The following is a 21758-nucleotide window of genomic DNA, read 5'->3' on the forward strand; positions in this document are numbered from 1 at the left end:
AACTTCTGGCGAGTGCCGTCGATGCGTTCCCTGATCATTCCGCTCGTCATCCTCGGGCTGCCGCTCGCGGAAATTGCCGGCTTCGTCATCGTTGGTCGCGAAGCCGGACTCCTGATGACGCTGCTCCTCGTGTTCCTGAGCGGTGCGGTCGGTATTGCGCTGCTGCGCGTCCAGGGATTCGAGGTGTTTCGCCGCGTGCAGGAATCCGCTCGGGCGGGACGTGACCCGGGCCGCGAGGTTCTCGAAGGCGCGCTGGTCTTCGTCGCAGCAATCCTCCTGATCGTGCCGGGCTTCTTCAGCGACATCATCGGCCTCGTCTTGTTCCTGCCACCGATAAGGCGTGCCGTCGCCACATTCCTGCAGACAAGAATGACTATAGTGACGGCAGGAACTGGTTTCTACCGCTGGGGTCCCGGCGGACGCGAAGAACGCACGGGTCCCCGCGTCATCGACCTGAACGAGGACGAATTCTCCCGCGAGAAGAAGGATGACGACGGGTCCTCGCCGCCGAACCGGATCTCCCGGTAGAAATCGAAAACGATGGCAAGCGGGAAAGCGCCTCGCGCTTTTTAGCCAGTCGACGCGGCATCAGGTCTATTCTGTCTGCGGTCGGCTACGGGAAAGCGCGAAAATCGCTTGCCCAGCTCCCCAAAGAGGCCCGGTTGGCAAGGGTTGTAAGCCCGAGTCCGAAATGATAGATGGCCTCACTGATTTGAAGTCCGAGGAAACTCTTATGACGACTGATACCGCAACAAATGGCAACGGCGGCGCGCAGCAAAGCCCCGCGCTCAACATCCTGGCCCAGTATGTCAAGGATCTTTCCTTCGAGAATCCCGGTGCGCCGCGTTCTCTGCAGGCTCGCGAGCGTGCGCCGTCGATCAACATCAATGTCAACGTCAACGCCAATCCGCTCGCCGAGAACGATTTCGACGTCGTTCTGTCCTTGAACGCGGAGGCGAAGGACGGCGACAAGGTCCTGTTCAACGTCGAACTGGCCTATGGCGGCGTGTTCCGCGTTTCGGGTTTCCCGCAGGAACACATGCTGCCGCTGCTCTTCATCGAGTGCCCGCGGCTGCTCTTCCCGTTTGCGCGCCAGATCGTCGCCGACGCGACCCGCAACGGCGGCTTCCCGCCGCTGATGATCGACCCGATCGACTTCGCTCAGATGTTCGCGCAGCGCATGGCTGAAGAAAAGGTCCGCGCCCAGGTCGCCAACAGCAACGATACGGCCAACTGATCGGCCATCGAACTTTTGGACGACGCAATTCCGGACGGAAAACCGCAACACACTTTTCCTGGAATTGCTTTGCCTCTTGAGGAAAAGGCCCGGTTTTCGCCGGGCTTTTCATTTCAGCACTGGTATTTCGACCAGATTGCCTTTGTGCCCATCTTGGCAACAAGGGCCGCATGTGCCGCGATCTCGACCTCCGTCAGCCGGGCGGGCAAGGCTCTCGGTCGCTCAAGCACGATGATCGGCCCGTCCTCGGCTTCGATCGCCCGGCCACCGGCCACGCTGGTCACAAGCCCCAGCGCCGCCTGCCGGCCGCCGATCATCTCGATGTAGACTTCCGCGAGCAGCTCCGAGTCGAGCAGCGCGCCGTGTTTTGCGCGATGGGAATTGTCGATGCCATACCGGCGGCAGAGGGCATCGAGCGAATTCGGCCCCATCGGATGTTTGCGCCTGGCGAGCGCCAGCGTGTCCGTGACCAGTTCGCCGGCCACCGCTGGAAGGCCCAACCGGGCAAATTCCGCATTGATGAAACTGATGTCGAAGGTGGCGTTGTGCGCCACCCAGCGGGCGCCGCCGAAGAAATCCAGGATCTGGTCGGCGACATCGGCAAAGCTCGGCTTGTCCCTCAGGAACTCGTCGGTGATGCCGTGAACGGCCAAGGCATCCGGATGAACCTTGCGGTCGCCCGGATTGATGTAGAGATGCAGCGTGCGTCCCGTCGGAAACTGGTTCTCGAGCTCGACGCCGCCGATTTCGATTACGCGGTCGTCGCGGCTGTCGAGGCCGGTTGTTTCCGTATCGAAGATGATTTCACGCATGCGGCGTTCCCTTGGGACGACGTTTCGGAGCGAATCGATCCGAAGCTGATGTCCATTCTTAACGGCATTTCTTCTGCAGTTGAAGCGGTGGCGCAGGGGTTTGCACCGGATCGGAAGGTGCATTGAATTGGCGATTGCCCCCTCATCCGCCTGGAGGCGCCTTCTCCCCGCTCCCCCGAGCGAAGGGACAAGCCATCACCCATCTGTCCCCCTCTCCCCGCCTATGCGTACTGGAGACATGGGTAACATGTGTTCGGGGACATGGGTGACGGTTTGCTATCCACTACAGCGCCGCGCGTCCAATCGGACGCGCAAAGGTCGCTGTAGCACTTTGAATTGCTGCATGATTTTGTCCTTAAATCGATTCCGATTTAAGGAATCATACAGTAGCCCTTCCGTAGCTGCTCTACGATTGCCCTGATCTGCTCTCGGGTGACGTCGAAACTGTCGCTGGTGTCGATGATGTGGTCTGCCCGCGCGCGCTTTTCGCTGTCGGGAACCTGGCGCGCGAGGATCATCGCGAATTTTTCCGCTGTCATTCCCGGCCGCTTCATCACCCGTTCCCGCTGTATCTCGGGCGCACAGGTGACGACGACGACCTGGTCGACGCGTCCTTCCGCCTTCGTCTCGAAAAGCAACGGTATGTCGAGGACCACGAAGGGGGCACCGGCGCCGCGGTGCACGGCAATAAATTCCCTCTCCTTCGCACGAACGAGCGGATGGACGATCTGCTCCAGTTCGCCAAGCCGCTCCGGCGCTGCGAGAAGCTGGCGCGAAAGCTCTGCCCGGTCGATGACGCCGTCCTTTACCACGCCGGGAAAAGCCGCCTCGACCGGCGCCACTGCCTCGCCGCGATAAAGCTCGTGAACGGCTTCGTCGGCATCGTTCACCGGCACGCCGAACTCGCGGAACATTTGGGCCGCGGTCGACTTGCCCATTCCAATCGATCCCGTGAGGCCGACAATGATCATTTGTGGCTGTCCATATCGCGAATGATGAGCTGCCTAAGCGTGTCGTCGACGACCGGCCGACGGCCGAACCATCTTTCGAATCCAGGCACCGCCTGATGCAACAGCATGCCAAGTCCATCGACGATCGCAAAGCCCTGCGCTTCGGCCTGGCGCAGCAGCGGCGTTTTCAGCGGCACATAGACAATGTCCGTGACGACGGCATCCTTCGCCATCATCGAGAAATCGATCTCGGGCGCCGGTTCGCCATCCATGCCAAGCGAGGTCGTGTTGATGAAAAGCCCGGCACCGGTCATCACTTCGGACAGGCCCCCTAGCGGGTGAGCGTGAACCGCGGCGCCAAAACGGTCCGCCAGTTCCTGCGCCCTGGCCGGCGTCCGGTTGACCACGTGGATTGCCTTGATGCCGCGATCGCGAACCGCCTGGATGACGGCGCGGCTGGCGCCGCCGGCGCCGAGAACGACGGCGGTCGAAATCCGGTCCCATCCTTGCGCGCGCTCGTCGAGGTTGGCGACGAAGCCTTGCCCATCGGTATTCGTCGCGCAAATCTCTCCGTCTTCAACCCAGAGAGTATTGGCGGCGCCGAGTTCGGCGCTCAGTTCGTCCGGGTGATCGGAAAGACGGAATGCGGCTTCCTTGTGCGGAATGGTGACATTGCCGCCGCAGAAACCGGAAGCGCCGCTCCTCAATTGGCGCAAGAAATCCGGAAAATTTTCCGGCGGGACCTCATAGGCCCGGTAGCTGCCGGCGATCCCCAGCTGTTTCAGCCAGTAACCGTGGATCAGCGGTGAGCGCGAATGCTTGACCGGATATCCGGTAACGAAGGCATGGTTAACAAATGTTTCACGTGAATCACGCATCGATCGAGCCCAGGTCACGGAGTTTGGAAAGCAGCGGCAGCAGCGGCAAACCGAGAATCGTAAAATAGTCGCCTTCGATCTTTTCGAAGAGCTGGATGCCCTCGCCTTCGAGCTGATAGGCGCCGACGCTCGCAAGCGCTTTCTCGCCGACCCTTGAAAGGTGTCTTTCGACAAAGCCCCGACTGAGCGGGCGCACGGTCATGTGGGCCGAGGAAACATGGCGCCAGACGACCTCACCGCCACGGACAAGAACGATGGCGCTGTTCAGACTGTGCGTCTGGCCGGACAGCGAGAGGAGGTGGTCGGCGGCCTCCGACATATCCTTGGGCTTGTGATAGACGCGCGAGCCGAGCGACATCGTCTGGTCCGAACCGATGACGAGCGCTCCGCTGAAATGCCGGGCGACATCCTTTGCCTTCGCCTCTGCCAAGGCCAGCGCCACGTTCACCGGCGAAGCGCCCGCTTTTTCTAGCGGTTCCTCCAGTGCCCGTTCATCGATCTCTGCGGCCCTCGCCTGAAACGCAAGCCCCGCGTTTTCCAACAGGGCGCGGCGAAATGGACTGGCGGAGGCCAACACAAGGGTCGTCGTCATCGTTCTATCCCGGATCCTTCGCTTCGCTCTATCTGAGCCGCGGACGCAGGGCAACGATCGCCGCGGCGGTTTCCTCGATCGAGCGGCGCGTAACGTCGATCATTGGCCAATTGTTGCGCGCACAGAGCGAGCGGGCATATTTCAGCTCTTCGGCGATCGAGGCCCGGTCGGTATAGTCTGCGCCGTGGAAGGTCTGGGTTGTCCCGAGCAGCCGGTGCTGGCGCACCTGGGCGATCCTGTCCGCTGTCGCGATGAGCCCGACGACCAGCGGCTTTGTCGCGCTGAGAAGACCGTCCGGCAGCGGCACGCCAGGCACGATCGGGATGTTTGCCGTCTTGATGCCGCGATTGGCTAGATAGATGCTCGTCGGAGTCTTCGATGTCCGACTTATGCCGACGAGCACGACGTCGGCCTCATCGAAATCCGCGGGCATCTGGCCGTCGTCATGGTCCATGCTGAAGTTCAGGGCCTCGATCCGGGCGAAGTATTCCGCGTCCATGACGTGCTGCGCGCCCGACCGGCGGCGGGAGGGTGAGCCGAGATAGGATTGAAACAGGTCTATGATCGGATCGAGGACCGAGACACAGGGGACACCGATCTCGCGGCAGCGCTGATCGATGACATCGGCGAGCTCGCGGTCGACGATCGTATAGAGGACGATGCCCGGAGCGCCGTCGATCGCTTCCAGCACCTGCATGAGCTGCTTACGGTTTCGGATCAGCGGATAGACGTGCTCCAGCGCATGCGACGACTGGAATTGCGCCGCGGCAGCACGTCCCGCCGCAATCAGCGTCTCGCCCGTCGAATCGGAGACGAGGTGCAGGTGGAAATAGTTTTTTCGGTTCTCCACGCAATTCTCCGGGGGCTGTTGATAGGCCGGGACAGAAACAGGTAACGGCGCGGCGGCTCTCCAGGCAAGTGGAAAAGCGCCGACTTATTCACATCCCTGACCCGTCCGGAGAAAGTCGGGCGCTGCATGTGGATAAGACTCATGGTGACGACAAAATGTCACGCGTTTCTACAGCTTGTCCACAAGAAGCGGAAAACCGGAATTGAACGTAACGCGCGGATTTTCCAGTGTTTTTTATCCATCCCCCATTCTGCGCTGCAAGGTCGGGTTGTTTCTCCAGGTGTCTTGCGGCGGCGGCACGGCCTTTGGATGAATTGCGGATTGATTTTAATCCTTGATAGCCACCGACTCTAAGAAATAGAAACCTTTTAAATATCAGTTTTCTTATAGTTTAGGAGAAGCCGCGGGTGAGCGAGACACGTCGCAAAGTTCTCGAGGTGCTGGACGGGAAATGTCTGACGCCACCACCGATCTGGCTCATGCGCCAGGCCGGACGCTACCTCCCGGAATACCGTGAGACGCGGTTGAAGGCTGGAAGCTTCCTTGATCTCTGCTACACACCCGATCTTGCTGTGGAAGTGACCTTGCAGCCGATCCGTCGCTATGCCTTCGATGCGGCGATCCTCTTTTCCGACATCCTGGTCATCCCGGACGCTCTGCACAGGAATGTTCGCTTCGAGGAAGGCCATGGGCCAAAGATGGATCCGATCGATGCGGATGGCATCGCGCGGCTCAGCGCCGTCGGCGTCTCCGGGCACCTGCGGCCCGTCATCGAGACGGTTTCGCGGCTGCGGCGGGAGTTGCCGACGGAGACGACGCTGCTTGGTTTCTGCGGCGCCCCATGGACAGTCGCGACTTACATGATTGCGGGTCACGGAACGCCGGATCAGGCCCCTGCCCGCCTCTTTGCCTATCGCCATCCAAAGGAGTTCGACGATCTGCTTGCTTTCCTCGCTGATATCTCCGCCGACTATCTGGTGGAGCAGATCGACGCGGGTGCCGATGCGGTGCAGATTTTCGACTCCTGGGCAGGTGTGCTCGGCGAGGAGGAATTTGCCCGCTTTGCCGCCGAACCGGTGCGCCGGATGATCGCCTCTGTTCGTGCACGGCGGCCGTCAGCGAAGGTGATTGCCTTCGCGAAGGGCGCGGGGCTCTTGCTCAAGGACTACCGGCATTCAACGGGTGCCGATGCGATCGGGCTCGATTGGTCGGTGCCGTTGTCCTTTGCGGCCGAGCTGCAGAAGGATGGCCCGGTGCAGGGCAACCTGGATCCGATGCGGGTCGTGGCCGGCGGCGCGGCGTTGGAGAGCGGTATCGATCGGATCCTCGACGTGCTTGGCAACGGACCCCTGATTTTCAATCTCGGACACGGGATTACACCGCAGGCGGACCCGGCGAACGTGACGGCATTGGTGTCGCGAGTGCGCGGGAGGCGATGATGGCGGAGCGCCAGACCGATAGCGGGCCGGGGAACAGGGCGCGTCTCCGCGCATGGATCGCCATTTCGGCGTTCTTCCTGCTGCTGGCTGGCCTCTTCGTCTGGCAGCCGGACGATCTCTATCTCTGGATCAAGGCGCTGCACGTCATTGCCGTGATCTCCTGGATGGCGGCACTTCTCTATATGCCGCGTCTCTTCATCTATCACACGGATGCGGCGCCGGGGTCGGCGCAGTCGGAAACGTTCAAGATGATGGAGCAGCGCCTGCTGAAGGTCATCATGAACCCGGCGATGATGATCTCCTGGGCGCTCGGCCTCTACCTTGCATGGAGCATCTACCGCTTTCAGGGTGGCTGGCTGCACGCCAAGCTCTTTTTCGTCGTGCTGTTGACCGTCGTGCACGTACATTTCAGCCGTGCGGTGAAAGCCTTCCAGCGTGACGAGAATCGCCGTGACGCGCGCTACTGGCGGCTGATGAACGAGGCGCCGACGCTGCTGATGATCCTCATCGTCATCATGGCGGTGGTGAAACCGTTTTGAATTCAATCGATTTTTAGCTGCAATAGTTGTCGCTAATTTGCCCGAGGCCCTTGCGGCGTTTCACGTGAATCGCTATTTTCAAACATCTCCTTCTTCCTGTGGCCTGACCAAGTTTAGAGCCTGCCTCTTCCTTCTCGCAGCTCCCTTACAAAAATCACGCCAACTTCCATTCCCATACGAGACGTGGACCCTTCATGGCTGAAATGAAGCTTCAAGAACTTAAGAACAAGACGCCGACCGATCTTCTGGCCTTTGCCGAAGAGCTCGAGGTTGAGAACGCCAGCACGATGCGCAAGCAGGAGCTGATGTTCGCAATCCTCAAGATGCTCGCGACGCAAGAGATCGAGATCATCGGTGAAGGCGTTGTTGAGGTGCTGCAGGACGGATTCGGCTTCCTGCGCTCCGCCAATGCCAACTATCTGCCGGGCCCTGACGACATCTACATTTCGCCCTCGCAGATCCGCCGCTTCTCGTTGAAAACCGGTGATACCGTAGAGGGGCCGATCCGCGGTCCGAAGGAAGGCGAGCGCTATTTCGCGCTGCTGAAGGTCAACACCATCAATTTCGATGATCCGGAAAAGATCCGGCACAAGGTGCACTTCGACAACCTGACGCCGCTCTACCCGAACGAGCGCTTCAAGATGGAGCTCGAGGTTCCGACGTCGAAGGACCTTTCGGCCCGCGTCATCGATCTGGTGGCGCCGCTCGGCAAGGGCCAGCGCGGGCTGATCGTGGCGCCGCCGCGCACCGGTAAGACGGTGCTTCTTCAGAACATCGCCCATTCGATCACCGCAAACCATCCGGAATGCTATCTGATCGTTCTGTTGATCGACGAACGTCCGGAAGAAGTGACCGATATGCAGCGCTCGGTGAAGGGCGAAGTCGTGTCCTCCACATTCGACGAGCCGGCGACACGCCACGTCCAGGTGGCGGAAATGGTCATCGAGAAGGCGAAGCGCCTCGTCGAGCATGGCAGGGACGTTGTCATCCTGCTCGATTCGATCACCCGTCTCGGCCGCGCCTACAACACCGTGGTGCCGTCATCCGGCAAGGTTCTGACCGGTGGTGTCGATGCCAACGCGCTTCAGCGCCCGAAGCGTTTCTTCGGCGCGGCGCGCAACATCGAGGAAGGCGGCTCGCTGACCATCATCGCGACGGCGCTGATCGATACCGGCAGCCGCATGGATGAAGTGATCTTCGAAGAGTTCAAGGGCACCGGCAACTCCGAAATCGTGCTCGACCGCAAGGTCGCCGACAAGCGCATCTTCCCAGCCATGGACATCCTGAAGTCCGGCACACGCAAGGAGGATCTCCTGGTGCCGCGGCAGGATCTGCAGAAGATCTTCGTTCTGCGCCGCATCCTCGCTCCTATGGGCACGACGGATGCGATCGAGTTCCTGATCGACAAGCTGAAGCAGACGAAGACCAACGGCGACTTCTTCGAATCGATGAACACCTGATAGCCTTTCAGGCTTTTCAAAAGATGGCCGGGACGGTTCGCGTCCCGGTTTTTTTTGCATTTGTGCCACTGGATGACTCGTCGATTTGGGGAGGAAGTCATGCGTGCCTCCAAGGCCGACTGCGGCCTCGATGCTTCCGATAGCGGCACGACACGGCGGTTCAATTTATTAGCCGGATTCTCCGCGGCCTACGCGGAGGGCTTCGAAGTGCGCGTCAGTTCCACGATGATTCACGTGAAACACCGCATTGCCCGCGTGCATGATCGAGAGCGCTTGAGCGACATGCTTGATTTCCGTCGCCGGTCGGTGCATAAGTCGCCGCGCTCTGCACCCTGCGCAGAAATGGCGAGGTTTGCTCGGCGGAAGATGATGGCCGTTCGAAGATGCAACCCGGCCCTAGCCCTAAAAGACAGCAATGAACCCGAGCTCGCGGCAAGCGCATTGTGCTCGGGGACGCGCGGTAGCCCGATGCCATTTACGGATACGATATATGCACTTTCGAGCGGCGCCCTGCCCGCCGGCGTTGCCGTTATCCGCATCAGCGGGCCGGCCACGACGGAGGCTATTACGCGGCTTTGCGGACCGCTGCCGCGAGCCCGCAGCGCGACGTTGAGAACGATTCGGACTCGAAACGGTGAGCCGCTCGATAGCGGGCTGGTGCTCTACTTCCCGGGGCCGGCATCGTTCACGGGCGAGGACTGCTGTGAGCTGCAGGTGCATGGCGGGCGAGCCGTTGTCCATGCGATATTGGAAGAGCTTGCAGGGGTCGATGGTCTACGTCACGCCGAGGCGGGTGAGTTTTCGAGACGCGCGTTTCAAAACGGTAAGATGGATCTTGTGGAGGTCGAGGGCCTTGCGGACCTGATCGTGGCCGAGACCGAGATGCAGCGCCGTTTGGCGCTCGAGCATTCCGGCGGCGGGCAGTCCGCGCTTTACGAAGGTTGGGCGCGGCGCCTGACGCATGCGCGCGCCATGATCGAGGCCGAACTCGATTTTGCCGACGAGGATGATGTGCCGGGATCGGTGAGCGCTTCGGTCTGGAAGGACATGGCGAAGCTCCGCGGCGAAATCGAAGAGCATATCGGCCAGGCGGGGCTGGCGGAGATCATCCGCGATGGCCTGAAAATTGTCATTGCCGGCGAGCCGAATGCGGGCAAGTCGAGTCTCCTGAATGCGTTGGCAAAGCGCGATGTCGCGATCGTGACGGAGATAGCCGGCACCACTCGCGATATCATCTCGGTCGATCTTTCGTTAGCCGGATTCTCCGTGAAGCTATTTGACACGGCGGGGTTGCGGGAAACCGACGAAGTCGTCGAACGCGAGGGCATTCGCCGTGCACGCGAAACCATCGGACGAGCCGATCTCGTGCTGCTGCTATCGGATAATCCGGCACGTTTCTTCACGGGTGAAGCTATTCCGGAAAACGTCCCCATCATAAAGGTTGCGACGAAGATTGACCGGGACGATGTTTCGTGGCTGCCGAGCGACGCGGATATATTTCTATCGACGAAGACTGGAGCCGGTGTTGCCGACCTGTTGGAGGCGCTCGGATCTTACCTTCCGGACTTGGCAGGCAAGACGTCCTTGTCGATGCCATCGCGGAAACGCCACGTCGACTGCCTCCGTCAGGCAAGCGCTGCGCTGGAGCGTAGCCTGTCGGCGGAGGCGTTGGGGTTGGATATCCAGGCGGAGCAATTGCGCGTCGCGGGCGACGCGCTCGGCCGCATCACGGGGCGCGTCGATGTCGAGAACTTGCTCGATGTGATATTTTCAGAGTTCTGTATCGGCAAATAAGCGGCCGATGCAACGATAGCGAGTCATCCGCAGCGTTTCACGTGAAACCACTTGACTCACCCATGTGAAATTCAGAATCAGGCTGGTGTAACTGGAGCATTGGAATGTCGAGTTATGATGTCATCGTGATTGGCGGCGGACATGCCGGCTGCGAGGCGGCCTCGGCCTCGGCGCGGCTTGGTGCCCGCACGGCCCTCATCACGCATAGGCGCGACACAATCGGGGTGATGTCCTGCAATCCGGCCATCGGCGGCCTGGGCAAGGGACATCTCGTTCGGGAGATCGACGCTCTGGACGGCCTGATGGGGCGCGTCGCCGATGCCGCCGGCATCCAGTTTCGCCTGCTTAACCGCCGTAAGGGACCGGCTGTGCGCGGTCCCCGTACGCAGGCGGATCGCAAGCTCTATCGCGAGGCGATGCAGAATGCGATCGGCGCGGTGGATAATCTGTCGGTTATCGAGGGTGACGCCTTCGACTTGCTAACTGAAAGCGGCGCGGTCTGCGGGGTTGTCATGAAGGACGGCCGTAGCTTTCGGGCGGCTGCGGTTGTGCTCACGACCGGGACCTTCCTGAAAGGTCTGATTCATATTGGTGATCGCAAGATCCCGGCTGGCCGGGTCGGAGAGGAACCGTCGGTCGGCCTTTCGGAGACCTTGGCGCGCTTCGGGCTTAATCTCGGACGATTGAAGACGGGTACACCGGCTCGGCTCGATGGCCGGACGATCGATTGGGACCGTGTCGGTCGCCAGGGCCCGGATGAGGATCCGGTGCCCTTCTCGTTCTTGACCGACGAAATCGTGAACCGGCAGATCGACTGCGGCGTGACGCGCACGACGGAAGCTACGCACAAGCTCATCGCCGACAACATCCATCGCTCCGCAATGTATTCCGGTCAGATCGAAGGCGTTGGCCCTCGCTACTGCCCGTCGATCGAGGACAAGATCGTTCGCTTCGGTGAGCGCGACGGCCACCAGATTTTCCTGGAGCCGGAAGGGCTGGATGACGATACAGTCTACCCCAATGGCATTTCGACCTCCCTGCCCGAGGAGGTCCAGGATGCCTTTATCCGGACCATCCCGGGGTTGGAGGAGGTGACCATCCTGCAGCCCGGTTACGCAATCGAATATGATCACGTCGATCCGCGGGAACTGGAATTGTCCCTGGCGGTGAGGAAGGCGCCCGGTCTGTTCCTTGCCGGCCAGATCAACGGCACGACGGGCTATGAAGAGGCAGGCGCTCAGGGTTTGGTCGCCGGATTGAATGCCGCGCTCGCCGCGTTGGGCCGCACACCGTTCCATTTCAGCCGCACCGATTCCTATATCGGGGTGATGATCGATGATCTGACGTCACGCGGCATCACCGAACCGTATCGGATGTTTACCTCGCGCGCCGAATATCGGCTGTCGCTTCGGGCCGATAATGCCGACATGCGGCTGACGCCGCTCGGCATCGAGCTCGGCTTCGTGGGCGGGACGCGACAGCAGCGCTTCAAAGACTGGAAAGACAGCTATGAGCGCGGGCGTGCGCTGTTGCAGTCCCTTTCTGTTACGCCGACAGAGGGCAAGCGGTTCGGCCTGAAACTCAATCAGGATGGCCAGCGGCGATCGGCCTTTGAGATCTTGTCCTACCCCGAGCAATCGATCGCCGGGCTAAAACCCCTCTGGCCGGAACTCGAGGCGGTTGACGGGCGCGTGGTCGAGGCGCTGGAAATCGACGCTGCCTATGCGGTCTACATGGAAAGGCAGGCGGCGGATATTGCCGGCGTTCGCCGCGAAGAGAGCACCAGCATCCCCGAGGACTTCGACTACGGCCTGCTGCCGGGATTGTCGAACGAATTGAAGCAGAAGCTGATGCAACAAAGACCGCGCAATCTGGCGCAGGCCATGAAGGTCGACGGGATGACACCGGCCGCAGTGTCGCTGATCCTCACTTGGCTGAAGCGCCAGAATCGCGAAGAGTTGCGTGTGGCGAGGCAAGCCATACAATGAAAACGAGTCTGATCGGAAGCTTGAACGGATTGCGTGTTTCACGTGAAACGGTCGAGAAGCTCGAGCACTTTGGTGCCCTGTTCCAAAAATGGGCGAAGTCGATAAACCTGGTAGCACCGTCGACACTTGATGACTTGTGGCGGCGGCATATCGTCGACAGCCTGCAGATCTTCCAATTGGCGCCGACGCCGAAGATCTGGGTCGATCTCGGCAGTGGGGGTGGATTCCCCGGCGTGATAACGGCGATTTGCCTGTCGGAGCTTGGGGACGGCTGGGTACACTTGGTTGAAAGCAACAACAAGAAATGCGCCTTTCTGCGCGTGGCGCTGAATGAAACCGGCGCCAGAGGCTCCGTGCACCCGATTCGAATCGAAAACGCGAGTGCAACCATCCCCCGTTGCGATGCCATTTCGGCGCGTGCACTCGCCGATTTGAGCCAATTGCTGGATTATTGCGCGCCTTGGATGACCGGCGATGGCGCCAATGCGGTCGCATATTTTCATAAAGGGCGGGATTACCAGCAGGAAATCGACAAAGCCGTTAGCCGGTTTCAATTCGATCTGGTAAAACATGCGAGTGTCGTCGAGCGAGATTCGGTCGTGCTCGAGATTGCAAATCTTTCACGTCGGACGAAGTGATAGGCGAGCGAAAACATGTTTGGCCTCAGAAATCGGATTATCACCATTGCTAATCAGAAGGGCGGGGTCGGAAAAACGACGACCGCAATCAATCTCGCGACCGCTCTCGCCGCAATTGGCGAGAAAGTTCTGATTGTCGATCTCGATCCGCAGGGGAATGCCAGCACGGGTCTCGGGATTCAGCGTCGTGACCGGCATCTTTCCTCCTATGAACTGATGATCGGAAGCCATTCGATCGGCGATATCGCGCAAAGCACGGCGGTCCCGAATCTCTCGATCGTGCCTTCGACCATGGATCTGCTCGGTATCGAGATGGAAATCGCCCGGGAATCCGACCGGGTCTTTCGCCTCCGAAAGGCGCTCGCAGCTCACGAGGCCCTCGCCTATTCCTATGTTCTGGTCGATTGCCCGCCGTCCTTCAATCTGCTGACGATGAATGCGATGGCCGCCGCGCATTCCGTGCTCGTGCCACTACAGTGCGAATTCTTTGCGCTGGAAGGCCTCAGCCAGTTGCTCGAAACCGTCGACCAAGTGCGGCGGACGGTCAATCCGAGCCTGGACATCCAGGGGATCGTCCTGACAATGTTCGATTCCCGCAACAATCTGGCGCAGCAGGTCGTGAGCGATGTTCGCACCCATCTCGGGGACAAGGTCTATCACACCCTGATTCCGCGGAATGTCCGGGTTTCGGAGGCACCCTCCTATGGCAAGCCGGCGATTCTCTACGATTTGAAATGCGCCGGCAGCCAGGCGTATCTGCAATTGGCGTCCGAAGTGATCCAGCGCGAACGGCAACGCAAGGCTGCATAATCGTTTCGGAATCGTAATAAGATTGGATGACAGATGAACGACGACAGCTCCAAAAGGCGTCTGGGCCGCGGTCTTGCGGCGTTGATCGGCGAAATGGATCAGCCGTTGCAGGGCGGCGCCGCGCCCCAGACGCCCTTCAATCCGGATCGGCGCGTGCCGATCGAGTTTGTTTCGCGCAATCCCCGCAACCCGCGCCGCCAGTTTGACGAAGCGGAACTGCAGGATCTCGCGAGTTCGATCCGCCAGCATGGCATCGTGCAACCGGTCGTCGTGCGCACCGTCGGTCACGATCGTTACGAGATCATTGCCGGCGAGCGACGTTGGCGGGCAGCCCAACTTGCCGGTTTTACCGAAATCCCCGTGATCGTGCGGGACGTGGACGACCGCACCGCGCTGGAGATCGCGATCGTCGAGAACGTCCAGCGATCCGACCTCAACCCGCTCGAAGAGGCGCTGGGGTATGAGCAGCTGATTGCCGAACACGGCTATACGCAAAATGACCTCGGCGACATCATCGGCAAGAGCCGCAGCCATGTGGCCAACAGCCTGCGACTGCTGAAGCTGCCTGAGCCGGTACGCGACATGCTGTCGGACGGCAGCCTGTCGGCCGGCCATGCTCGGGCACTGATCCCGACCTCGGATCCGGTGGCCCTGGCGCGCAATATCGTCGCGAAGGGGCTTTCGGTGCGGGAGGCGGAGCGCATAGCCCAGAACGACATCCGGGCGCAGAACGACCCCAATTTCGCCAAGGCGCCGCGCCGCGAGGAAAAGGATGCCGATACGCTGGCTCTCGAGCGCACGCTTTCGGACAGCCTCGGATTGGAAGTGACTGTCAGCCACAAGGCCTCCGGCGGGCACCTGCGCATCGCTTACAAGACCCTGGACCAGCTCGAAGAGATCTGCCGGCTGCTTGAGCGGCGGTAACGTGCGAACCACACCGCGCGTCCAATCGGACGCGTGTGTCACGGTAGCACGTTGAATTGCTGCGTGGTTTTGTCCTTAAACGATTCCGCTTTAGGAATCATGAAGCAGCAGCATAACCCTTTGATGGATCAATGTTTTTCCGGCGTCGCGCTAGCACCAGGAAGGCGCGGCGCCGCCTGTTACTGGGCAACGCTGGGCCTGTGGACGCGGACGGACGCGAAGTGGCATTTCCGCAAGGCTGACAAAGCGCGCCGTGCGCCCCGCCGCGTCGCGACCAACCGATCAGGCGTTCAATAAAGTTTGAATCGGCAGCGCTATTTTACAGCGCCGTGCGTCCTTTACAGCGCCGTGCGTCCTTTACAGCGCCGCGCGTCCAATCGGACGCGCTAAGCTCGCTGTAACAATTTGAATGGCTGCATGATTTTGTCCTTAAATCGATTCCGATTTAAGGAAGCATGCAGCAGGACGCACAAAACACGCTGTAACTCTTTGATTCCACGCATCGTGCTTTCCGAAAATCGAGTCCGATTTTCGGGCCGATGCGCTAGCGCCGCGCAGATTGAACGGTTATCGCCAGGAGGTTTTGCAGCACGAGACTATCTTCCAGGCTCGGCCGTGTGCGGCTTTGGTAGATCGTCGCCTGCAGCCGGCTCATTTCCCGTCGGATTGCCGGTCCGGTCCAGTGCCGGAGTGCTGCTTCGACAATCGGTTTGCGCCGAAAATGCAGGCCTCGCCCGAGGCTCGCGATCACCTGGCTCGATGATTGGCGACTGGCGTCCATTTCAGCGCGCATGGCGTCCAATTGCTGAAACTGTCGCAAGCAAGCCTGCAGCACGAGAAACGGCGGCGTCTTCGATGTCGTGATCTTCCTCATGGCATGGAGCAGCGCGTCCACGTCGCCCTTCAGCACCGCATCGACCGCATCGTCGACGGAAATCGCGCTGGCATCGCCGACGATATCGAGCACATCGCCCTCGTCGACCATCTCCTTGCCGCGGCAGTAGAGCGCCAGTTTTCTAACCTCATTGCGCGAGGCAAGGCGATCGCCGCCAAGCGATTCGAGCAGGCGCTCGCGCGCGGCCGGGCTCAGTCGAAGCCCCGCTTCGGCGAGTTCCTGATCGATCAGCGCGTGCAGGCTGCGGGTATCGTCGCTGTAGCAGGCGATGGAGGCGATGGAACGGGCCGATTCGCCTGCCTTTCGAAGGGCAGCTCCCTTCTTGAGGTCGCCAGCCTCTATGATGAGATAGCTGCCCGTCGGCGGCTCGCCGGCGAGGATCTGCAGCGCTTCGGAAAGTGCCTTCTCGGTGGAGGCGCCGCGGATCCAGACGAGCTTCTCGCCGCCAAAAAGGCCAATGGCATTGACCTCGTCAAGCAATCGTCCGGGATCCTGCTGAATGTCGCTGGCGTCGAGCTTGACGACGGCAAATGGGTCATCGAGCGGGATGCCGAATTTTGAAGCAAGCAGTGCGGCGCGTTCGGAAACGAGACCGCGATCGGGGCCGTAGAGCAGGAAAAGCCGGTAACTTCCAGCCGCCTTCTGCAGGAAGCCGTCGAACTCATGCGACTTGATCTCGCTCATCCGAACCCCGGATCAGCGGCCGAGGGCCGCTGCGATGTCGGCGCCGATGATCTCCGCCAGTTCCTTTGCCGCGCGGTTCTCACCGTCGCGAATGGCGCGAACCTTGGCGAATTCCTGTTGGGGGAAGTCGACCAGTGCGACGGCCGATCTGTTGCCCGCCCTCACCGTTTCGCCGGTGGCGGTCCTGGTCAGGTTGTAGTCCGCCTTCACGACGATGCGGCCGGCTCCCGCGTCGTCGTCATCATCGTCATTGTCCGTCGTGTCGAACAACACACCCACCGTCCGGTGCGACACGTTGAGTGCGAGATGGTACTGCGGGTTGACCGGCTCGCCCGCCCCGCGCGCGGTGAGGAAGACGAGGGCGTTGCGCACCTCCTGCTCGACACGATTATCGGCCTCCGAAATCTCGATCGAGGCGAGTGCCACCGATGTCGAGCCGGTGGGGCCGTCGGAGTAAAGCGGCCTCACCTGGCAACCCGCCAAAGCGGTCAGCAGCAGGCTGCCCGCCACTATCGGAAACGACCGGAGGCGAAAGGCAGCTTTATCAGACAACGACATTGACGATCCTCTGCGGCACGACGATGATCTTTTTCGGGTTGCTGCCGCCGAGCGCCGCCTTGACGGCGTCGAGAGCGAGCACGGCGCTTTCGATCGCACTCTGATCTGCGTCGCGCGCAATTGTCAAATCGGCGCGCTTCTTGCCGTTGATCTGGACCGGCAGGGTGATCTCGTTTTCGACGACAAGGACCGGATCGAAGCTCGGCCAGCCGCGCTCGGCGATCAGGCCATCGCCGCCGATTTCCCGCCAGCATTCTTCCGCGAGGTGCGGCATCATCGGTGCAATCAGATTGATCAGGATCGCAACGGCGTCCTTGACCGCCGCGGTGACGACCGGATCGCTCTTGCCGTCGGCCACCTGGGTCAGCGGAGCGGCCAGAACGTTGACGAGTTCGTAGATCCGCGCGACCGCCTTGTTGAAGGCGAGCTTGTCGTAGTCGGCTTCGACGGCGCGCAGCGTCCGGTGCGCGGCCTGGGAGATGGCCAGGCCATCGCCTTCCTTCGCCGGCGAAGCGTTGCTCGCGCGCAGGGCTTCCGCTGCCTCGGCGATGAGCCTCCAGACGCGCTGGACGAAACGATGAGCACCCTCGACGCCCGCTTCGGACCAGATCACGTCGCGGTCCGGCGGCGAATCGGAGAGAACGAAGAAGCGGGCGGTGTCGGCGCCGTAGGAGCCGATGATGTCGTCCGGATCGACGACATTTTTCTTCGACTTCGACATCTTCTCGATCGAGCCGATGGCGATCTCCTCGCCGGTCTCGATCAGAAGTGCGCGCCGCTCACCGTCGATTTCCTCGACGCGAACCTCGGCCGGCGTGATCCATTCGCGCTGCGCACCCTCGCCGCGGCTGTAGGTTTCGTGCACCACCATGCCCTGGGTGAACAGGCCCTTGAATGGCTCGTCCAGCGCCACATGGCCGGTCGCCTTCATTGCGCGGGTGAAGAAGCGGGAATAGAGCAGGTGCAGGATCGCGTGCTCGATGCCGCCGATATATTGGTCGACTGGAAGCCAGTGGTTGGCGACCTTCGGGTCGGTCGGATTGTCCTCCCAGGGCGCGGTAAAGCGCGCGAAGTACCAGGAGGAATCGACGAACGTGTCCATCGTGTCGGTTTCGCGCCGGGCGTCCTTGCCGCACTGCGGACACGCTACATGCCGCCAGGTCGGATGCCGGTCGAGCGGATTGCCGGGCTTGTCGAAGGTCACGTCCGGCGGCAGCGTCACGGGCAGGTCCGCCTTTGGCACCGGCACCACGCCGCAGTCGCCGCAATGGATAACCGGGATCGGGCAGCCCCAATAACGCTGGCGCGAGATGCCCCAGTCGCGGAGGCGGAAGTTGACCTTCCGCTCCGCGCGCGGCGTGGCGCCCAGCATTTCCTTCTCGAGCCGCGAGGCGACCGTCTCGAAGGCTTCCTCGGTCGAAAGACCGTCGAGGAAGCGCGAATTGATCATCACCCCGTCGCCGACATAGGCTTCGTTCTCGATCGTGAAGCTTGCCGCGTCGGCTTCCTTCGGCATCACTACGGGGACGACCGGCAGGCCGTATTTGCGGGCGAAGTCCAGGTCGCGCTGGTCGCCGGAAGGGCAGCCGAAGATGGCGCCGGTGCCATAATCCATCAGCACGAAATTGGCGACGTAGACCGGCAGCTCCCAGGTCGAATCGAGCGGGTGTTTGGCGCGAATGCCGGTGTCGATGCCCTTCTTCTCGGCCGTTTCGAGCGCTGCGAGCGAGGTGCCGGCGCGCCGGCATTCCTCGCAGAAGGCTTCGATTTCAGCATTCTTGGCCGCGGCTTCCTTGGCGAGCGGATGGTCCGCCGAAATCGCCAGGAACGAGGCGCCGAAGAGCGTGTCGGGGCGTGTCGTATAGACGGTCAGTTCCGTCGTGCCGTCCGGAACGGTCGAAGCATCGAGCTCCCATCGCACCAGCAGGCCCTCGGAGCGGCCGATCCAGTTCTTCTGCATCAGCCGGACCTTTTCCGGCCACTGGTCGAGCCTGTCGAGCGCGTCGAGCAGGTCCTGGCTGAAATCGGTGATCCGGAAGAACCACTGGGTCAGCTCGCGCTGCTCCACCAAAGCGCCGGAACGCCAGCCGCGGCCGTCGATCACCTGCTCGTTGGCGAGCACGGTGTTGTCGACCGGGTCCCAATTGACCTTCGATTGCTTGCGGTAGACGAGACCCTTCTCGAGGAAATCGAGGAAGAGATGCTGTTGACGCTGGTAATAGGCCGGGTCGCAGGTGGCGAACTCCCGGTTCCAGTCGAGCGACAGGCCCATCACCTTCAGTTGCGCCTTCATCGAGGCGATGTTCTGATAGGTCCAGCTCGCCGGATGCACGCCGCGTTCCATGGCGGCGTTTTCCGCCGGCATGCCGAACGCATCCCAGCCCATCGGATGCAGCACGTTGAAGCCGCGGGCGCGCTTGTAGCGGGCAACGACGTCGCCCATGGTGTAGTTGCGCACGTGCCCCATGTGGATGCGGCCCGAGGGATAGGGGAACATCTCGAGCACGTAGTATTTTTCGCGCGGATCGTCGTTGCTGGTCTCGAAGACCTTGCCCGCTTCCCATTCCTGCTGCCAGCGCGGTTCGGCATCGCGCGGATTATATCGTTCGGTGGCCATGTCTTTTTCGATGTTCCGGAAATTCTGGGGGGCGCCCAGGCACCCTCATGATAGCTGGCGTGACCTTCATCACGAAACCGCCTGAGCGTCAAGTTTTGAAGGGGTTGGCAGAGCACTTTGGCCATGTTTAGGCCTTGGCAAGCATCGCAAGTTTCACTAAGCCGCAGAGCAGGTTTATCGTGATCTTCGGACGTGGGAGCACAAGGATGGAAGTGCAGGAGCGGTTGAACGATGTCGTGAGCCGGATTCGCGCCAGCGAACAAGCGGCAAAACGCGCCGAAAATGCCGTCACCCTTGTTGCCGTTTCGAAAACCTTCGATGCTGACGCGATCCGTCCGGCCATTGCTGCCGGCCAGCGTGTGTTCGGCGAAAATCGCGTCCAGGAGGCAGAGCTCAAATGGCCAGCGCTCCGTCTTGAGACGCCGGATGTCGAACTGCATCTGATCGGGCCGCTGCAGTCGAACAAGGCGGCCGACGCCGTCGCCCTCTTCGATGTCATCGAGACGATCGATCGCGAGAAGATTGCCCGGGCGGTCTCCGCCGAGATGAAGCGGCAGGGCCGCATCCTTCGCCTCTATGTCCAGGTCAACACCGGTCTGGAACCGCAGAAGGCCGGCGTCGCGCCGGAAGATACTGCCGCTTTCGTCGAACTCTGCCGCGGCGAGCTGGCAATGAGGATCGAGGGCCTGATGTGCATTCCTCCGGTCGACGAGAACCCCGGCCCGCATTTCGCGCTGCTTCAAAAGCTTGCCGGCGAATGCGGTCTCGACAAGCTCTCGATGGGCATGTCCGGCGATTTCGAAACGGCAATCGCCTTCGGCGCCACCAGCGTCCGGGTAGGCTCGGCGATCTTCGGGGCGCGCTGAGGCTGCCTGCCGGCGGCCCATCCTATCTGCCTGGGATACACTCTACGTAGGTAGATCCTTCATCCAATCGGCATACTTGCGCTTACAGCCGGGCCTGCGACTATCTTGCATGACACGAACGGATCTGGCGGCGACCGGAGGCCGCGGGAGGTCAACGTACGCTCGCGGCGCCCCTATGCGGAGTAGACCGGTTGAAAGGCAGCTTTTCTTGCAAGATTCCGAATTTACAGCGCGCCGGGCAGACCGTCTCCGCGGCCGCTGTTCTGTTCCTAGCAGGCGGTTCCATTTCTACCAGTAGCCAGACGGCGGACACACTTCCGGCGCCCGACCGCACGAATTGCGCTGCGGCGCCATCGCTCTGTGGCTTGCCCGATGCGACAAATACGGGCCCTTCGCCAGGTACTATGCTCAGACGTGTTCCGGAGGATCTCACTTCCGGTGCAGGTTGGGTCTGGGAGCCTGATTTCGGAAGGCTGCGTGCTGTCGACGCTGGCGCCACGATCGCCGCGGTGGAAGTTCACGGACCCGTTGTCATCGATGCCCCGGACGTCACGCTGCGCGACAGCAAGGTTCTCGCCTGCAAGGCGGATGCGATTGTCGCGATCCGGGCCGGACGCCCTGAGGACGGATACCGCGCCGATCGAGCGCGCGTGGAAAACAATCTTCTCGGATGCAGCGGTCTTCCTGAGGAACGAGCCGACCGGGGTATCAGCGACGTCTATGGCAGTGCCAAGGGGCTCGTCATTCGACGAAACAACATCTGGAACGTGTCGAATGGCATCACCGTCGAGAACGACGCATTGGTGCAGGGCAATTTCATTCACGATCTTGGCCATCGTCCCGGCGACCACCACTCCGGGCTCTCGACGCATGGAGGTGCATCGAACGTGGTGTTCGATATGAATACCGTACTTCTTTCGCAGGAGGCCGTATCGGCACCGATCGTCGTCTATTCCGATTTCGCGTCCGCCAGGAACGTTTCGGTCTCGCGCAATCTGCTCTCCGGCGGGTCCTATTGTTTCTATGGCGGAGATACTGGCGCATTCGCACCCGCCGAAGGGCACATTCGTTTTGTCAGCAATCGTCTGTCCCTTGTGTACGGAAGGGAGGGGCATTGCGGCATTTATGGCGAAATGACCGCCTTCTCGCCGGATCACCCGGGTGAATTCGGGAATAACGTCTGGGACCACGATCTGCGTTCCCCTTTTCCTTGACCGAAAGGCCTGG

The 21758-nt window shown here is 61.1% G+C and carries 20 protein-coding genes; 12 read left to right on the forward strand and 8 right to left on the reverse strand.

The annotated features are described in order from the left end of the window. Positions 1-21 precede the first annotated feature (21 nt). Both GHK62_RS18525 and secB read left to right on the forward strand, forming a co-directional pair. Positions 22-528 (forward strand): FxsA family protein, encoded by a 507-nt coding sequence (locus GHK62_RS18525; protein ID WP_153440599.1) that lies wholly within the window; start codon positions 22-24, stop codon positions 526-528. Positions 529-733: 205 nt separating this feature from the next. Next, positions 734-1237 carry a protein-export chaperone SecB gene (secB, locus tag GHK62_RS18530; protein ID WP_153440600.1) on the forward strand — a complete coding sequence of 168 codons (504 nt, stop codon included), beginning with the start codon at positions 734-736 and terminating at the stop codon, positions 1235-1237. Between the two features lie 113 nt (positions 1238-1350). Here secB and dnaQ read toward each other — a convergent pair whose 3' ends face one another. The 5 genes from dnaQ to GHK62_RS18555 all read right to left on the reverse strand — a co-directional run bounded on the left by dnaQ (position 1351) and on the right by GHK62_RS18555 (position 5319). After that, entirely contained in the window at positions 1351-2049 is a 699-nt protein-coding gene (dnaQ, locus tag GHK62_RS18535; RefSeq protein ID WP_153440601.1) for a DNA polymerase III subunit epsilon, read from the reverse strand. 371 nt (positions 2050-2420) lie between these two features. Continuing rightward, positions 2421-3020, reverse strand: coding sequence for a dephospho-CoA kinase (coaE, locus tag GHK62_RS18540; protein WP_153440602.1), 600 nt, complete (start codon positions 3018-3020; stop codon positions 2421-2423). Further along, positions 3017-3877, reverse strand: a complete 861-nt coding sequence (locus GHK62_RS18545) for a shikimate dehydrogenase (protein WP_153440603.1) — start codon at positions 3875-3877, stop codon at positions 3017-3019. Before GHK62_RS18545 ends, coaE begins: the two co-directional genes overlap by 4 nt. Beyond that, positions 3870-4469, reverse strand: coding sequence for a Maf-like protein (locus GHK62_RS18550; RefSeq protein ID WP_153440604.1), 600 nt, complete (start codon positions 4467-4469; stop codon positions 3870-3872). The genes GHK62_RS18545 and GHK62_RS18550 overlap by 8 nt, the downstream gene beginning before the upstream one ends. A gap of 28 nt (positions 4470-4497) precedes the next feature. After that, the gene (locus GHK62_RS18555; RefSeq protein WP_184108626.1) at positions 4498-5319 is read right to left on the reverse strand and encodes a pyruvate, water dikinase regulatory protein; all 822 of its coding nucleotides are present in this window, start codon (positions 5317-5319) and stop codon (positions 4498-4500) included. Positions 5320-5726: 407 nt separating this feature from the next. On the opposite strand from GHK62_RS18555, the gene hemE reads away from it, so the two are divergent. The 8 genes from hemE (at position 5727) to GHK62_RS18595 (ending at position 14911) form a co-directional block, all read left to right on the forward strand. Then, positions 5727-6758, forward strand: a complete 1032-nt coding sequence (gene hemE / locus GHK62_RS18560; protein WP_184108627.1) for a uroporphyrinogen decarboxylase — start codon at positions 5727-5729, stop codon at positions 6756-6758. Further along, the gene (hemJ, locus tag GHK62_RS18565) at positions 6755-7297 is read left to right on the forward strand and encodes a protoporphyrinogen oxidase HemJ (protein WP_153440605.1); all 543 of its coding nucleotides are present in this window, start codon (positions 6755-6757) and stop codon (positions 7295-7297) included. Before hemE ends, hemJ begins: the two co-directional genes overlap by 4 nt. Positions 7298-7491: 194 nt before the next feature. Then, positions 7492-8757 (forward strand): transcription termination factor Rho, encoded by a 1266-nt coding sequence (gene rho, locus GHK62_RS18570; protein ID WP_153440606.1) that lies wholly within the window; start codon positions 7492-7494, stop codon positions 8755-8757. A gap of 468 nt (positions 8758-9225) precedes the next feature. Then, a complete protein-coding gene (gene mnmE / locus GHK62_RS18575; RefSeq protein ID WP_153440607.1) occupies positions 9226-10551 on the forward strand; it encodes a tRNA uridine-5-carboxymethylaminomethyl(34) synthesis GTPase MnmE in 1326 nt (441 codons plus the stop codon). A gap of 104 nt (positions 10552-10655) precedes the next feature. Then, positions 10656-12539 carry a tRNA uridine-5-carboxymethylaminomethyl(34) synthesis enzyme MnmG gene (gene mnmG, locus GHK62_RS18580; RefSeq protein WP_153440608.1) on the forward strand — a complete coding sequence of 628 codons (1884 nt, stop codon included), beginning with the start codon at positions 10656-10658 and terminating at the stop codon, positions 12537-12539. Beyond that, positions 12536-13177 carry a 16S rRNA (guanine(527)-N(7))-methyltransferase RsmG gene (gene rsmG / locus GHK62_RS18585; protein ID WP_153440609.1) on the forward strand — a complete coding sequence of 214 codons (642 nt, stop codon included), beginning with the start codon at positions 12536-12538 and terminating at the stop codon, positions 13175-13177. Before mnmG ends, rsmG begins: the two co-directional genes overlap by 4 nt. A 15-nt stretch (positions 13178-13192) precedes the next feature. After that, positions 13193-13987 (forward strand): ParA family protein, encoded by a 795-nt coding sequence (locus tag GHK62_RS18590; protein ID WP_153440610.1) that lies wholly within the window; start codon positions 13193-13195, stop codon positions 13985-13987. A 33-nt stretch (positions 13988-14020) separates the two neighbouring features. Then, complete coding sequence (locus GHK62_RS18595) at positions 14021-14911, forward strand: ParB/RepB/Spo0J family partition protein (RefSeq protein ID WP_153440611.1); 891 nt, start codon at positions 14021-14023, stop codon at positions 14909-14911. A gap of 544 nt (positions 14912-15455) precedes the next feature. On the opposite strand, the gene holA is transcribed toward GHK62_RS18595, so the two are convergent. From holA to leuS, 3 genes are read right to left on the reverse strand one after another with little or no spacing between them, the layout of a single operon-like run. Beyond that, the gene (gene holA, locus GHK62_RS18600) at positions 15456-16490 is read right to left on the reverse strand and encodes a DNA polymerase III subunit delta (protein WP_153440612.1); all 1035 of its coding nucleotides are present in this window, start codon (positions 16488-16490) and stop codon (positions 15456-15458) included. Between the two features lie 12 nt (positions 16491-16502). Then, complete coding sequence (locus GHK62_RS18605) at positions 16503-17048, reverse strand: LPS assembly lipoprotein LptE (RefSeq protein WP_153440613.1); 546 nt, start codon at positions 17046-17048, stop codon at positions 16503-16505. Next, on the reverse strand, positions 17035-19665 hold the full coding sequence (gene leuS, locus GHK62_RS18610) for a leucine--tRNA ligase (protein ID WP_153440614.1): 2631 nt from the start codon (positions 19663-19665) through the stop codon (positions 17035-17037). Before leuS ends, GHK62_RS18605 begins: the two co-directional genes overlap by 14 nt. Positions 19666-19871: 206 nt before the next feature. Here leuS and GHK62_RS18615 point away from each other — a divergent pair, with 206 nt between their 5' ends. Together GHK62_RS18615 and GHK62_RS18620 are read left to right on the forward strand one after the other, a co-directional pair. Beyond that, on the forward strand, positions 19872-20531 hold the full coding sequence (locus GHK62_RS18615) for a YggS family pyridoxal phosphate-dependent enzyme (protein ID WP_153440615.1): 660 nt from the start codon (positions 19872-19874) through the stop codon (positions 20529-20531). A 404-nt stretch (positions 20532-20935) separates the two neighbouring features. Then, entirely contained in the window at positions 20936-21745 is an 810-nt protein-coding gene (locus GHK62_RS18620) for a right-handed parallel beta-helix repeat-containing protein (protein WP_234886955.1), read from the forward strand. The last annotated feature ends 13 nt before the right edge of the window (positions 21746-21758 follow it).

It is taken from the genome of Sinorhizobium terangae, from assembly GCF_009601505.1.
Taxonomy (GTDB): Bacteria; Pseudomonadota; Alphaproteobacteria; order Rhizobiales; family Rhizobiaceae; genus Sinorhizobium; species Sinorhizobium terangae.

Excerpts from the sequence above, each read along its gene's own strand:
- GHK62_RS18525 (WP_153440599.1), top strand. The coding sequence starts at position 22 with ATGCGTTCCCTGATCATTCCGCTCGTCATCCTCGGGCTGCCGCTCGCG.
- secB (WP_153440600.1), top strand. The coding sequence starts at position 734 with ATGACGACTGATACCGCAACAAATGGCAACGGCGGCGCGCAGCAAAGC.
- dnaQ (WP_153440601.1), bottom strand. The coding sequence starts at position 2,049 with ATGCGTGAAATCATCTTCGATACGGAAACAACCGGCCTCGACAGCCGC.
- coaE (WP_153440602.1), bottom strand. The coding sequence starts at position 3,020 with ATGATCATTGTCGGCCTCACGGGATCGATTGGAATGGGCAAGTCGACC.
- GHK62_RS18545 (WP_153440603.1), bottom strand. The coding sequence starts at position 3,877 with ATGCGTGATTCACGTGAAACATTTGTTAACCATGCCTTCGTTACCGGA.
- GHK62_RS18550 (WP_153440604.1), bottom strand. The coding sequence starts at position 4,469 with ATGACGACGACCCTTGTGTTGGCCTCCGCCAGTCCATTTCGCCGCGCC.
- hemJ (WP_153440605.1), top strand. The coding sequence starts at position 6,755 with ATGATGGCGGAGCGCCAGACCGATAGCGGGCCGGGGAACAGGGCGCGT.
- rho (WP_153440606.1), top strand. The coding sequence starts at position 7,492 with ATGGCTGAAATGAAGCTTCAAGAACTTAAGAACAAGACGCCGACCGAT.
- mnmE (WP_153440607.1), top strand. The coding sequence starts at position 9,226 with ATGCCATTTACGGATACGATATATGCACTTTCGAGCGGCGCCCTGCCC.
- mnmG (WP_153440608.1), top strand. The coding sequence starts at position 10,656 with ATGTCGAGTTATGATGTCATCGTGATTGGCGGCGGACATGCCGGCTGC.
- rsmG (WP_153440609.1), top strand. The coding sequence starts at position 12,536 with ATGAAAACGAGTCTGATCGGAAGCTTGAACGGATTGCGTGTTTCACGT.
- GHK62_RS18590 (WP_153440610.1), top strand. The coding sequence starts at position 13,193 with ATGTTTGGCCTCAGAAATCGGATTATCACCATTGCTAATCAGAAGGGC.
- GHK62_RS18595 (WP_153440611.1), top strand. The coding sequence starts at position 14,021 with ATGAACGACGACAGCTCCAAAAGGCGTCTGGGCCGCGGTCTTGCGGCG.
- holA (WP_153440612.1), bottom strand. The coding sequence starts at position 16,490 with ATGAGCGAGATCAAGTCGCATGAGTTCGACGGCTTCCTGCAGAAGGCG.
- GHK62_RS18605 (WP_153440613.1), bottom strand. The coding sequence starts at position 17,048 with ATGTCGTTGTCTGATAAAGCTGCCTTTCGCCTCCGGTCGTTTCCGATA.
- leuS (WP_153440614.1), bottom strand. The coding sequence starts at position 19,665 with ATGGCCACCGAACGATATAATCCGCGCGATGCCGAACCGCGCTGGCAG.
- GHK62_RS18615 (WP_153440615.1), top strand. The coding sequence starts at position 19,872 with ATGGAAGTGCAGGAGCGGTTGAACGATGTCGTGAGCCGGATTCGCGCC.
- GHK62_RS18620 (WP_234886955.1), top strand. The coding sequence starts at position 20,936 with ATGCTCAGACGTGTTCCGGAGGATCTCACTTCCGGTGCAGGTTGGGTC.